Origin of the sequence: Occallatibacter gabretensis, assembly GCF_001449115.1 — a bacterium.
Taxonomy (GTDB): Bacteria; Acidobacteriota; Terriglobia; order Terriglobales; family Acidobacteriaceae; genus Telmatobacter; species Telmatobacter gabretensis.
In genome coordinates, this window is record NZ_LAIJ01000002.1 from 259,740 (window position 1) to 273,386 (window position 13,647).

The 13,647-nt window shown below is 57.0% G+C and carries 11 protein-coding genes; 6 read left to right on the forward strand and 5 right to left on the reverse strand.

The window, feature by feature from the left end; translation table 11 throughout:
* The first annotated feature begins 84 nt into the window (after positions 1-84).
* The 5 genes from VO84_RS02950 (at position 85) to VO84_RS02975 (ending at position 7,261) form a co-directional block, all read left to right on the forward strand.
* Positions 85-1,221 (forward strand): serine hydrolase domain-containing protein, encoded by a 1,137-nt coding sequence (locus VO84_RS02950; protein ID WP_058185789.1) that lies wholly within the window; start codon positions 85-87, stop codon positions 1,219-1,221.
* A gap of 273 nt (positions 1,222-1,494) precedes the next feature.
* Entirely contained in the window at positions 1,495-2,709 is a 1,215-nt protein-coding gene (locus tag VO84_RS02960; RefSeq protein WP_058185791.1) for an AIPR family protein, read from the forward strand.
* A gap of 389 nt (positions 2,710-3,098) precedes the next feature.
* Positions 3,099-4,421: a glycoside hydrolase family 99-like domain-containing protein gene (locus tag VO84_RS02965; RefSeq protein WP_058185792.1), complete on the forward strand. Its 1,323-nt coding sequence runs from the start codon at positions 3,099-3,101 to the stop codon at positions 4,419-4,421.
* A gap of 88 nt (positions 4,422-4,509) precedes the next feature.
* Positions 4,510-5,817, forward strand: coding sequence for a UDP-N-acetylglucosamine 1-carboxyvinyltransferase (gene murA / locus VO84_RS02970; RefSeq protein ID WP_058185793.1), 1,308 nt, complete (start codon positions 4,510-4,512; stop codon positions 5,815-5,817).
* Positions 5,818-5,986: 169 nt separating this feature from the next.
* A complete protein-coding gene (locus VO84_RS02975) occupies positions 5,987-7,261 on the forward strand; it encodes a GGDEF domain-containing protein (RefSeq protein ID WP_058185794.1) in 1,275 nt (424 codons plus the stop codon).
* Between the two features lie 57 nt (positions 7,262-7,318).
* Here VO84_RS02975 and pnp read toward each other — a convergent pair whose 3' ends face one another.
* The 4 genes from pnp to parS form a co-directional block, all read right to left on the reverse strand.
* Positions 7,319-9,802, reverse strand: coding sequence for a polyribonucleotide nucleotidyltransferase (gene pnp, locus VO84_RS02980; protein ID WP_058185795.1), 2,484 nt, complete (start codon positions 9,800-9,802; stop codon positions 7,319-7,321).
* A 262-nt stretch (positions 9,803-10,064) separates the two neighbouring features.
* Complete coding sequence (gene rpsO / locus VO84_RS02985; RefSeq protein ID WP_058185796.1) at positions 10,065-10,331, reverse strand: 30S ribosomal protein S15; 267 nt, start codon at positions 10,329-10,331, stop codon at positions 10,065-10,067.
* Positions 10,332-10,466: 135 nt separating this feature from the next.
* Positions 10,467-10,928 (reverse strand): RES family NAD+ phosphorylase, encoded by a 462-nt coding sequence (locus tag VO84_RS02990; RefSeq protein ID WP_082661647.1) that lies wholly within the window; start codon positions 10,926-10,928, stop codon positions 10,467-10,469.
* Between the two features lie 6 nt (positions 10,929-10,934).
* Positions 10,935-11,345 carry a type II RES/Xre toxin-antitoxin system antitoxin gene (gene parS / locus VO84_RS02995; protein ID WP_058185797.1) on the reverse strand — a complete coding sequence of 137 codons (411 nt, stop codon included), beginning with the start codon at positions 11,343-11,345 and terminating at the stop codon, positions 10,935-10,937.
* A 289-nt stretch (positions 11,346-11,634) separates the two neighbouring features.
* Here parS and VO84_RS03000 point away from each other — a divergent pair, with 289 nt between their 5' ends.
* On the forward strand, positions 11,635-12,507 hold the full coding sequence (locus VO84_RS03000; RefSeq protein ID WP_058185798.1) for a dienelactone hydrolase family protein: 873 nt from the start codon (positions 11,635-11,637) through the stop codon (positions 12,505-12,507).
* A 41-nt stretch (positions 12,508-12,548) separates the two neighbouring features.
* On the opposite strand, the gene VO84_RS03005 is transcribed toward VO84_RS03000, so the two are convergent.
* On the reverse strand, positions 12,549-13,616 hold the full coding sequence (locus VO84_RS03005) for a VWA domain-containing protein (RefSeq protein WP_058185799.1): 1,068 nt from the start codon (positions 13,614-13,616) through the stop codon (positions 12,549-12,551).
* Positions 13,617-13,647 lie beyond the last annotated feature (31 nt).

A 13,647-nucleotide genomic window follows, 5' to 3' on the forward strand; every position in this document is an offset into this window, starting at 1 on the left:
TTACGGCGCATTCAATAGTGAATCAATATGCGGTGAACAGAAGACCGGACTAACATACTCTCTGCAGCCCATAGGAGTCTCTGCATGAAAATGAAAATTCTTTTCGCGTTTGCCATCGCCGCCGCCTGCATGCTGACAGCCGCACACGCGCAAAACGAAAGCGCCAAGCCGCCCGCATCCTGCAGCGCTCCCGTGTTTCCCGGCCACGACTGGAAGCCAGCCTCACCGGAAAGCCAGAAAGGGTGGTCCAAACCCGCGCTTGACGCAGCACACGCCTACGCCGATTCCCTGCACGACTCCTCCGTCATGATCGTGCAGTGCGGGCAAGTCGTAGATCAGTGGGGCGACACCGGCAAAAAGCTCACCACATTCTCCGTACGCAAAAGTCTCATCAGCGCGCTCTACGGAATCTACGCAGCCGAAGGCAAGATCGACATCAACGAAACTCTGGAGCAGGCCGCCATTGACGACACTCCATCGCCGCTCACCAAAGAAGAGCGCCAGGCCAAGATCGTAGACCTGCTGCGCGCACGCTCCGGCGTCTACCATGCCGCCGCTTTTGAGGTAGACTTCCAGCGCAAAATGCGCCCCGCGCGCGGCAGCCACGCTCCCGGCACCTTCTGGTTCTACAACAACTGGGACTTCAACGTCCTCGGCACCATCTTTGAAAAGAAGACCGGTCTCAAAATCGGCGAAGCCTTTTACCAGCGCATCGCAAAGCCCATCGGCATGCAGGACTTTCAGCCCGGCGACGTCTATTACATCGGCGATGCAAGCGTCTCCACGCACCCCGCCTTCATGTTCCAGATGACCGCCCGCGACATGGCTCGCTTCGGCCTGCTCTATCTCAATCACGGCCTGTGGAACAACCATCAGATCATCCCGGCAGATTGGGTGGAAAAGAGCACGCACGCCAATGAAATGGTGCATCTCGGCCACATGAACCTCGGCGGCTATGAGTATCTCTGGTGGGTCGAGTACGGCGGCATCCACATCCCGGAAGCCACACTGCCCGGCATGTACTCAGCCCAGGGCGCAGGCGGCCATTACATCCTGGTCATCCCCAGCCTGAATACCGTCATCGTGAACCAGTTCGACAACGAACCCGATGCCCACACGTCAGATTCAGTCCTCCACGCCGCCCAAAACCCGCATCAGATGTGGGACAGCCAATTCGGCCATTTGGTGAAACTCATCTTGAATGCAGAAGGTAACGGCTGATAACTCATGGGAAATTTACAGTACTTATATTTCTATCCAGACGGCAGGGATGGAGCACTCAATGCAGACTGTGAGCAAAGTTTGGCGAGTGCCAGGTTCTGTCTTCTACAACTGCGGTATTGTCCTCCGGCACCGCGATATGAAGAAGACCGGGTCAATTGGTCAATCTTGCATTGAATGCAAGGATGTGGTACATTTCCCTTGGCGTCGGCTGACCGTTTGGCTTCCGATGACTATTGACCTTGCAGCACACGCTGCGACTGAGGTGTTCTGATGATGTATCCCACGAAAGTTTCCGAAGTTTCCGTTTTTGATGTAGACCACTGCAAGCGCCTAAAAGATCCCCAAAATCCTTCAATTTTTCACTTGGAAGCATGGCTTCCATTTACAGAAGCCGCAAAGCTGGATCGCGGAAATGCAAACGTGCGTCCAGCATCTGAGCGCAAAAAGCCATTCCACGACATGATGGAGACCGTGGAGAATGATCCAGCGAAGTTCCACATCAAGAACCGCGGAATTATCTATCGATGTGAGAAGTTCGAATTTGATAATGCAGCTCGTACGATCCGCATTACCAATCCCGCGTTGGAGCCAGATGAGGACCCGGATGCACTCGACGGGCTCAAATACGGAATTGCCGATGGTGGTCACACCTTCGAAGTAATAAAGAAGACAATTGAACGCGCTGACGAGTTTGAGAAAATTGAAGGTTGGACCGAGCCTTTTGTCCGAGTTCACTTTCTAGCTGGAGACGCCGCCGCTTTGGCGAGCGGTGAAATCGAGCAGGTAGTTGAAGCTCTGAACACTTCCTCCCAGGTGCAACAGTTCACTATTGATGAGTATCAGAACAAATTCGAAAATCTGAAAGCTGCTCTGGCTAAAGGTGGTTTTGATACTTCTCTCATCGCTTTTCGTGAAAATGAAGAGAAGGAATGGGAAGTGCGCGAAATCATTCAGCGTATAGGTTGTTTTCTCAAGGACCGTTGGAAGAGCACCCAGCCTACACAGATGTATAGGTCCAAGGGTAAAGCTCTTGAGTTGTTTACTACGGACGCTTCAAGCTTGGAATTCGAACGATTGTATGATGTGATCGTTGACCTAGTTACTTTGCCGGAGTTCATTCAATCGGAGTTTAGTCATGCTGAAAGCAAGGGCCGAAAGCTCGGAAACCTTCGCGCGGTTACCAAACTAAAAAAACCATTTATACGCCCGGGCACTGCATTTTCTACCGATCATAAAATGGACCTTGCGGCGTCCCTCCCAATTGCTGCTGCTTTCCGCGAATTGCTCGAGCTCAAGAATGAACGATATCAGTGGAAAGCTGATTACAAGAAGGTTTTCAAGACGGCTGCAGAGGAACTTTATAAATCTCTTGTGATGAAGAGTAGAACGGCAAAGAGCGTAAACGCGCTAGGGACTGATACCGAGTACTGGACCCTTGCCTCCAACATCGTGCTGCGTGCGAAGGAAGAAACGCTCTCGAACTAGCTGGTAATTTGTTCCCTACTAAGAAAAATAGGCAACCTCATTATAGAGGTTGCCTATTTCTTTCTAATAGAACTGGCGGAGTAGCGAGGAATATATCGGTTGGAAGCCTACAAACTTCCGCACTCGCCCACCCAACGCTTGATGTTGTATATCCCTCGATACTGGGGCGCTCAGAAGCAGAAATTACACTGAATCCCAGGCATCTTTTCCCACCCCAGAGGTTCAGCAAGTCGATGGACAAATTCCTAATCACCGGCGGCACACCGCTCTCCGGCACCATCCGCGTCTCCGGCGCAAAAAACTCCGCCCTGCCCTGCATGGCCGCCGCCATCCTCACCTAAGATGGAGTAGTCCTCGAACTCCTTCGCTCTCCACTGTAGGAGCTTTTCATGCAACGCAGAACCTTTCTTGAGCGAGCAGCGCAGGCGGGTCTTCTTTCGTCGTTGTCTTTGCGCGGGGGTGCGAGTGCGCAATCCACGGATGCTAAACAGGCAAAGACAGCGCAGACCTCAAACCTGCCTGCCGCACTCATAGGGCAGCAGGCGATGGACGGCTATTTTGACGAGGCTGCGCTCCATCGCACGCTGGGCACTGACAAGCTGCTCGCGCCAAAGCGTCTGAAAACGGTAGTCTTCAACTTTCCCAGTTGGCATCCGTCGCCCTGGATGGAGGCGCGCTTTGGTAAAGGCTGGACCGAGTTCGACACGCTCCGCAATGCGCGGCCACTCTTTGCCGGACACACGATGCCTCACTATCCGCTGTGGGGATACTACGACGAAGCAGACCCCGAGTGGGCCGCACGAGAGATTGATTTGGCAGCCGACTATGGCGTGGACGCCTGGATGATCGATTGGTACTGGCATGAGGGTGTGCAGTTTTATCAGGAACAGTTGGAGCAGGGCTTTCTGAAGGCGCCCAATCGCAAACGGCTGGAGTTTGCGGTGATGTGGGCCAACCACGACTGGAAAAATGTGTACCCTGCCCGCTCGCCGAACCAGGCCGCGACCATGCTGCCGATGGTGCACACGCTGCCCGACTTTGACCGCGTGACCGAATACTGCGCTGAGCACTACTTTCACGAACCGAATTATCTCCGCGTGGATGGCGCGCCGCTGTTCTGCGTCTTTGACTCAGGTAAGGTGGTGCAACAGCTTGGCGAAGAGGGCTGCCGCCGCGGGCTGGACCGGATGCGTGCTCGCGCCGCCCAGCTCGGTTTTCCGAAGCTGCACCTGCAAGTGGCGAACGGTTACGACAGCTATGAAGGCCGGCTGAAAGAACTAGGCTTTGATAGCGCAACCCAGTACGGCACCTTCGGCTGGACCTATGGAGGGAAGCCCGCTGGTTCGCGCATTCCGTACGGTGTGGGCTGCGTGGAGGCGGTGCAGTCGTGGCGACACAAGCAGACAACCGTGACGGTTCCGTTTCATCCGTGCGTTTCTGTGGGATGGGATGACAGCCCGCGTTTTGAAGAGTTTGCTTCTGTGGCGATCAACCGCTCGCCCGACCAGTTTGAACGATTGTTGCGGGGGGCCTGCCATGTGGTCGCAACCGATACCGCCCAGGGTAAGCATGACGATCTCGTCTACATCGCAGCCTGGAATGAGTGGACCGAGGATCACGTGCTGCTGCCTGACACTACCTGGGGATACAGCTATCTGGAGGCATTGCGGCGCGTATCGCATGACAATGTACATCGTTCAACATTGGAGTAAGCGGCTATCGTAATTACACTGAAACCTCCGGCAAATTCGGCATCCCCAATTCGCTCTCCCCAATTCGTTCTCAAGGTTCGGCAAGTCAATGGATAAATTCCTGATCACCGGCGGCCAGCCGCTTCAAGGCACCATCCGCGTCTCCGGCGCAAAGAACTCCGCCCTGCCCTGCATGGCCGCCGCCATCCTCACCGAGGACGAAGTCATCCTCGAAAACATCCCGCAGGTCCGCGACATCGCTACGGAGCGCAAGCTGCTCTCGTCTATGGGAGCCGAGGTGGGGGGCGCTGAGGTCGGCCTTCCGGAAGACCATTGCACCCGCATCCGCTGCGCTGTGCTCTCCGATCCTGTGGCCAAGTACGAGATCGTCAAGACCATGCGCGCCAGCTCGCTGGTTCTTGGTCCGCTCGTAGCCCGCGCTGGACTGGCCCGAGTCGCCATGCCCGGCGGCTGTGCCATCGGCGGAAGGCCCATCGACCTTCATATCAAGGGCCTTGAAAAGATGGGCGCTGAAATCGTGCAGGCGCACGGCTACCTGGAAGCCCGGACGGAACAGATCGGGGGACGCCTGAAGGGCACTCACATCGTCTTCGACAAGATCACCGTGACCGGCACAGAAGACCTGCTCATGGCCGCCACCCTGGCCGAAGGCGAAACCCTCATGGAGAACTGCGCCCGCGAGCCCGAAGTCGTCGACCTGGCCGCGCTGCTCATAAAGATGGGCGCAAAGATTGAAGGCGCAGGAACCTCGACGATCCGCGTGCAGGGCGTGGATAAGCTCCACGGCGCACGTCACGCCATCATCCCCGACCGCATTGAGGCTGGCACTTTTCTTGTTGCAGGAGCGATCACCGGAGGCGACCTGACTGTCGCAAATTGCAACCCGTCGCACCTGGGAGCAGTCATCGCCAAGATTCAAGAAGCAGGCGCGCAGGTCGACATCATTTCCGCAGATGCTATCCGCGTCCAGGCCGGCAGCCTGCTCCGCGCCACCGACATTTCCACGGAGGAATACCCCGGCTTCCCCACCGACATGCAGGCGCAGTTCATGGCGCTGACCACGCAGGCTGATGGTGTGAGCCAGGTAACAGAAAATATCTTCGAGAACCGCTTCATGCATGTGCAGGAGCTGGTCCGCATGGGCGCTGACATCAAGGTTGAGGGCCGCACGGCAACCGTTCGCGGCGCGGCGCATCTTACTGGTGCGTATGTTATGTGTTCTGACCTGCGCGCCTCCGCCAGCCTCGTCCTCGCCGCACTCGTTGCCGAGGGACAATCTGTGCTCGATCGCGTCTATCACATGGACCGGGGATACGAGCGTATCGAAGAAAAGCTTTGCGGCGTGGGGGCCCGGATTGAGCGCGTAAGCAATGCGCCCGACCCAGCGGAAGAATAGGCTCTCTCAAACTGCACAAAAGATTAGATTCCGCACATTACTGTGGTGTGGAAAAATTGCGTTTCTTCCTGCGAAGCCGACCTATAATTCTTCTACCGGTAAAACTCAATGTAGAGAACGCGTGAACCGGCGCGCTCGATGCACTGAGTCATAACCCACGGAGTGGAAAGTGGACTGGAGCAAGCTGCCAGATATCATCGCAGTCGGCCTTCTGGCCTGGGCATTTGCCTCAGCGGAGCGCCGTTGCCGCACCGTCGCGTCCACCAACTGGCTCTATGGCTGGTATTACATCGTTCTGCACTTCACGGCAACGCTCTTTGGCCAGTTTGACGGCCTCATTGGCCAGATCGTAACAATTATCAGCATCATGTGCCTCATTCTGGCTGCCATGCAGTTCATGCGCTCTTCCGTTGCGGAGCTGCTCTCTGTAGAGCGAATTGGCAAGGTCATGATGCCGGTCATGTCGGCGGCTTTTCTGTTCGTCATATGCAATCTGGTGTTGGAAGCTCCGCGCTGGCTTCTCACTGTCTCGGAAGCCCTGCTGGGTTTCTTCCCGCTGTTCATGACACTCTTTTTTCCGCGTTGGGCCGTTCCCCAGCTCCGCTGGAGCATGTCGATTCTCCATTTCGCTCTCGGGGTCTTTCTGCTGCGCGTTCAAAGTCTGCCGGACGGCGCATCGCTTGCACTGAACGGCATCCTTTTCACTGTTTATTTCGGCTGTGCCATCCATTTCTGGTACCACAATCGCAAGGCCACCACCGGAGCCCTGATAGGAATCGTCGGCTTCTGGCTCTGGGCCGCGGTCTTCGTTGTCGCGCCCATGCTTGAAGCATTCCTGCCCACGTTTAAAGTGGAACCCGAAGTCTGGAATCTGCCGAAATACATCGTTGCTGTCGGCATGACCCTGCTCATGCTGGAAGAGCAGATCGAGCACAATAAGCATCTGGCTCTTCATGACGAGCTCACTGGCCTTCCCAACCGCCGCCTCTTTCAGGATCGTCTTGCAGGAGCGCTTGAACGTGCTCGCCGCTCTGACACTCAAGCGGCGCTGCTCACTGTCGATCTCGACGACTTCAAGTTCGTCAACGACACTTACGGCCACCACACCGGAGATCTGCTTTTGCAGCGCGTCTCCAAGCTTTTCCTCGGGAGAATTCGCAACTCGGACACCGTTGCCCGCACAGGCGGCGATGAATTTGCCGTCATCCTTGAGCCGCCCACAACCCATGAAGAGGCTGCTCTTGTAAGCCGCGCACTTTTAGATATGCTCGAGGAGCCGCTGCGGCTGAACGAAAACACGGTGCGAGTCGGAGCCAGTGTTGGTGTCGCGCTCTTTCCCGATGACGCCAGGGACCTGAAATCCCTCTGCATTCAGGCCGACATGCGCATGTATGAGGAAAAGCGTGGAGTAAAGTTTGATGTATCCACCGCCAAGGCATCCTGAAATTCCTATAGCAAAATAAAAGAGGCCCGGACATTTGTCCGGGCCTCTTTTATTGTTTTACTGCTGGCTTCCGCCACCCTGACCAGGGCCGCGTCCACCACCACTACCGCTGCCACCACCGGGACGGCGACGGCGACGACGACGGTTATTGTTTCCGGCTGGGCCGCCCGGACCGCCAGGACCGCGTCCTGTGCCCGCGCTCGGCGCTGCGGGAGCCTGAGTACCATCAGCACGGTTGAAGTTTGGCTCGTTTTCCTCGTCGATCTCTTCTCCGTCCTCGTCGTCCTCAAAGTCGTCGCCGCCCTCAATCAGAATCGTGCTCTGGTTGGAGCGCGGCTGGCGCTCGTCGAACTCGTTGCGCGGGCGTGCTGGAGCCTCCGGAGCAGAGGAGCTTTCCTCTACTTCTTCCGTCTCCGGAGCTGGTCCCTGCGTGGCAGCCAGCTTGGCCTTCTGCTCCTTGATGAGTGCCTTGCGGCTGAGCTTGATGCGGTTGCCTTCGATGGCCAGAACCTTCACCATCACCTGGTCGCCTTCACGCAGCTCATCCTTCACATCCTTCACGCGGTGCTCTGCGATCTCAGAGATGTGCAGCAGGCCATCTGTGCCGGGAAAGAGCTCGACGAATGCGCCAAACTCCGCCAGCCGGACAACCTTGCCCAGGTAGATCTTGCCCAACTCGGGCACTGCCGTGATGTCGTTAATCATCGCCAGTGCGCGCTTCAGACCGTCTGCATCGCTCGATGCAACGGAGACGCGGCCGGTGTCATCCACGTCGATCTTGGCGCCGGTCTGCTCCACGAGGCCGCGAATCGTCGCACCACCCTTACCAATGAGGTCGCGAATCTTGTCCACAGGAATCTGAACGGTCTCGATGCGAGGCGCGTACTTCGAGCGCTCCACGCGCGGCCCGTTGAGCTCGGCATCCATCTTGTCCAGCAGGAAGATGCGGCCCTGGCGAGCCTGCTCCATAGCTTCCTGGAGAATCTGTCGCGTCAGGCCACCAATCTTGATGTCCATCTGAAGAGCGGTAATGCCCTTCCGCGTGCCGGCCACCTTGAAGTCCATGTCGCCGTAGTGGTCTTCTGCACCAGCGATGTCGGTGAGGATGGCGTAGTTGTCGCCCTCCTTCACCAGGCCCATTGCCACACCGGCCACCGAGCCCTTGAGCGCAATGCCCGCATCGTACAGAGCAAGGCTCGCGCCGCAGACCGAAGCCATCGACGAAGAACCATTCGACTCCAGAATGTCAGAGACAACGCGGTAGGAGTAAGGAGACTCGCCCGGATCCGGCAGAACCGCAGTGATTGCGCGCTCAGCCAATGCTCCGTGGCCCACTTCACGGCGACCAGTGCCGGTCATACGTCCTGTTTCACCAACGCTGAACGGCGGGAAGTTGTAGTGAAGCATGAAGTTTTTCTTCTGCTCGCCTTCATAGCTCTCCAGGCGCTGACCATCATCGGCAGTGCCGAGTGTAGCCGTCACCAGGGCCTGCGTTTCGCCACGGGTAAACAATGCCGATCCGTGCGTACGCGGCAGAACGCTGGTCTCAATGCTGATCGCTCGAATCTCGTCAAACGCGCGGCGATCCGGGCGGATGCGATCCTTCGTTACCTGCTCGCGGAAGCTGCGCTCGCGAAGAGCTTCATAGTAAGTGCTTAGCTTCTTCTTCGCGGTCGGATCATCTGCCGGCAGTTCCTTGGCCAGCTCGTCCTTGATCTGCTTTACCAGTGCATAGCTCTCGGTCTTGGCGTGCTTCTTGGTGTCTAGCGCGTCTGACAGACGCTCGCCGACCTTGGCCTTTAGCTCGCCATAGTAGGCTTCATCAAACTCCGGAGCTACAACAGTACGCTTGGGCTTGCCGGCCTTCGCTACCAGCTCGTCAATCGCGGCGACAATCTTCTTGATTTCGCCATGACCGAACTCAATCGCGGCCAGAATGACCTCTTCGGTCTCTTCTTTGGCGCCAGACTCGATCATCACGATGCCGTCTTTGTGGCCGACGACCATGATGTTCAGCGTGGACAAAGCGCGCTCTGCGTAAGTCGGGTTGATGATGAACTCGCCATTGACGCGGCCGATGCGAACAGCTCCTACAGTGGCGCTGAACGGAATGTCAGAGAGAGCTAGCGCGCAAGTTGCGGCATTAATGCCGATCACGTCGGGATCATTTTCCTTGTCCGCGGAGAAAACCAGGGCAATCACCTGCGTCTCGTTGCGGAACCCTTCAGGGAATAACGGACGGATGGGGCGGTCGATCTGGCGGCAGGTCAGAATTTCCTTCTCGCTGGGACGGCCTTCACGCTTGATAAAGCCACCGGGGATGCGTCCGCCGGCGTACGTGTATTCGCGGTAATCCACCGTGAGCGGGAAGAAATCAATACCCTCGCGAGGGTCCGGCGATGCTACGGCAGTAGACAGGACAACGGTTTCGCCTGCCGTAACCAGGGCAGCGCCCGAGGCCTGCTTGGCCATGCGTCCGGTCTCAAAGACCAGCCGCTTGCCGCCGGCAAGTTCGACGGCTACTTCATGCTTAGTCGACATAGAGTCCTCTTTTCGGTTCCAATCGGAACCCTGTTTGTTTTCATTTGTGCTTGGGAAATGTGTGTAGGAAGGGCGCCCAAAATCCAGTCCGGAGATGGATGGAAGGAATTACGGATGGGGCGGTATGCGCGAAACGCTTTCAGCGTCTCTGTCGCTTCAAAATTCGCGCGAGATGCACCACGGCCCGGGTCTCTAAGGGAAACCAGGGCCGTGACCAATCCGCGGTCTGGGCGCTTCCAGGTCAATAGGGGCTTTCTGAGAGTTACTTGCGGATTCCGAGCTTGCCGATAACGTCGCGGTAGCGATCCGTATCATGCGTCTTCAGGTAATCCAGCAGGCGGCGGCGCTTGCTGACCAACTGGAGGAGGCCACGACGTGATGCGTGGTCCTTCTTGTGGGTCTTAAAGTGCTCAGTCAGCTCACCAATCCGCGTACTCAGAATCGCGATCTGGACTTCGGGCGAACCCGTGTCTGTCGCGTGAGTGCGGAAGCGTTCAATCAGGTCGGTTTTCTTTGCAGTCGCCAGCACGGCGTGTGTTACTCCTCTTGTCTACTTGTGTCCACTCTCAAAGTGTCTACTGTGAGAGTACCATGAATGGCCCCTGCGGGAAACCCCTGAGAGTGCCGGAAGAGGCACTCAATCCAGAGCACAAGTCCTGCCGGATCAACGTGCTCCCCCAAGGAAGAGACGATTATCGAATCGCTTGCGGATCACCGAGACAATCCGTATCTTTTCAGCATCCGGATGTAGCGGATTCAACAGCAGGTTCCATGTCCGTGGCACGATGGCTGATGGGACACGCGCTAAAGGTGTTTTCAACGATGCAAGCCACGCATCGCCGATCCGCTGCGTCGTATTTGGCTGTTTCCGCCAGTTCGTATCGGCCAGGGGTAGCAATTCCTGAATGGACAGCGCGTCTGGCGCGTCGATTTCGATTAAAGTGTATGTTCGCGGTAACCCATCGTCTCGGTCTGTAAAGTGCACAAGAGTTTCAAGCATCGCACCGGCCGGCGTTTCCGCCATATAAACAATGCGTTTGCCCAGGCTGGTCCATCGGGAAGAAAATTTCAATCCTCCCCATCCGCCCAGATCTATATGATTGCTAATCCGCCAGAAGATCGCCATCGCGCGTTATGCGAAGACGCCTTCATCAATCTGGTAGAGAAACTCTTCTACTACGCGCTGCCCACTCTCCGAGCGCAGCATGGAAAGAGCAGTACGGCCCTCAAAGCGCTTCTTAGGGCCTGTCAGCCACTCCCTGCCATCGTCGCGGTCTCCGTACACTCGCACTGCCAGCTCATATATCCGGGCTACCCGCGCAAGACGGTCGGACTCATCGAGGCTTAGAGGTTCCTTGCGCTCGCGGCGGTGCTTGAGCGTGCGCGGCGGAATCACCACCTCCAACAACTCCTTCATGGAAATATCGGAGTAGGCCGAGAACTTCTCAAGCGCGGAGAGAGGGATTCCCTTCTCGACTGCCTTCCAGTCGTAGGCGAAATTCTCAGAGGCGTGAGCGGTAGAAGCTGTGGTGGCGGAACTCATAAAGACATTATGCCACAATTCTCGCGGCAGAATGTCTCCATATCATTCAGACAATTTCTGCCGAAAGTTCAGATTCGGCCGAATGGATTTTTTTTGATGTGACGGGCCTGAATCCGCACCACTTCCCTGTCCGATTCAGCGCGTGCATCAGCCATTCGATTTGTCATCGCAATGTAAGGTTTTGGCACCTCACAGGCCGGAGTCCAGGCTGGTGCTTTAACGTCAACACAGCAGCAGGCACAAACAGGACCGAAATCTATTTCACAACCGAAGGAAAGAGAGCCAGCCGATGTGCGATGAGTTTATTCATCAAGGATTGACGCATGACCCCACAGTCTCCCGGCGGACCTTTATGGTCAACTCCGCAGCAACCGTCGTACTCTCCTCCGCTGTAGCGGGAGCGCAATCGCAAACCAAGGTGGTTGAAAAAGACGTGAACGTGCCAATGGCCGCGGGCGTCTCGGATTCGGCGCTTTTTTATCCGGAGGGCAAAGGGCCGTGGCCGGCTGTACTTATCTGGACTGACATCCTGGGTCTGCGGCCGGTCTTCCGCGAGATGGGACGCCGCCTGGCAGCACAGGGTTACGTCGTTCTGGTGCCCAATCCCTTCTACCGTAGTGCGAAGGCTCCCGTCGTGGACGGCGCATTCGATTTCTCCAAGCCTGAAGACCGCGCCAAGATCATGCCGTTTGCCGCGCTGATGACAGCGGATGCCCAGATCAGCGACGCAAAAGACTACACTACGTTCCTTGACCAGCAGCCGCAGACCAACAAAAGCAAGAAGATGGGAGTGCAGGGTTACTGCATGGGCGGCCCGCTTGTCTTCCGCACGGCTGGAACCGTTCCCGGTCGCATCGGCGCGGCAGCTACTTTTCATGGCGGCGGCCTGGTGTCGGACAAGCCCGACAGTCCTCATCTTATGATTCCCAAGATGAAGGCCGAAGTGCTCTGCTGTGTGGCCGATAACGATGACAAGCGCGACCCCACCGCCAAAGACACCCTGAAAAAGGCTTTTGCCGACGCGCAGCTGAAAGCCACAGTGGAAGTATTTGAAGGCTGCAATCACGGCTGGACCGTGCGCGGTAGCCAGCCCTACAACGAGGCCGGCGCGGAGCGCGCCTGGACCGAGCTAACCGCGCTCTATCAGCGCAACCTGGCATAGAAGGCAGTGAGCGATGGGGATTTGGTGCAAGCGCCCATCGCTCACTGTGCCCCACCAGCCGGCGCCTCTTCTCCTACCCAGTAATTCGCCCGCGCAACAATACGTGCCCCGTAGTCACTAGCCAGCCGCACTTTCAGCGTATGCAGCCCCGGGGTCGGGTTCGAAGGGCTGAACGTCAGCAGATAGCGATTCCGCGTATGCTTCGCCGCATCCAGAACCCGCTGCTCAAACTTCTTATCGCCTGTAAACGTGGTGTACTCACCACCGCTCATGTTGGCAATCTCTTTCGTCACATTCTTCCGCACGGCCTGCGCCAGCATCACCAGTGCGGAAACCATATTCATCGTCCGCTCTTCGCCGCTGTCCTTCACATCATGTAGAAACTCGGCCCGCGCCGGAGAGAATGAAACCGTCAGCACCAGTACATCACTCTGTCCAATCTTCCGAATCAGCGCCTCGGTCTTCGTATGCTTGCTCCCGTGGTCGCGCGCCTCGCTGATCAGCAGCAGAACGCGGCGAAACTCCCGCGGCTGCGTGCCCAGCAAGTCAACGGCGTAGCTGATCGTGTCCATGATCGCGTCGCCGCCATCGCCCGGCTCCATGTGCTTGATGCCTTCGTTTAATTCTTCACCCGAATGCGAAAAGTCCTTGATCAGATGCGGTTCGGAATCGAAGCCGATGAGTGCCGCCTGGCTCTTATCGTCGGTCATGAAAGTGTCCAGCAGCGGAGCGAGCTTCATGAACTTGTCGAACTCAAGCACGCTCATCCCGCCCTGCTCGACGGCAACAACGAGTGCCACAGGAGCCGTGTCCATCTCCTCCTGTACATGCACCTTCTGCGAAACTCCGTTATCTTCAACAACGAAATCCTGCGCCTTCAGCCCATACACCACGCCACCGTCGTGCTTCTCCACCAGCGTCGGCACCAGCACTTCCTTCGTTGTCACGCGCAGCACCTGATCGCTCTGTTCAGCCCCAGGCATTGGCTGCGGCGGTTCAGCCGGAGGAATCGGCTGCTGCGGAGCAGGCTTCTGCTGTGCCGCTCCATGCATTGCGGCAAAAAATGTCGCGCATAGAATCATGCCGCGAAGAAGATAACCAGGTTTCATCAAAAGGCGAAAGACCTCTGCACTCAGGATA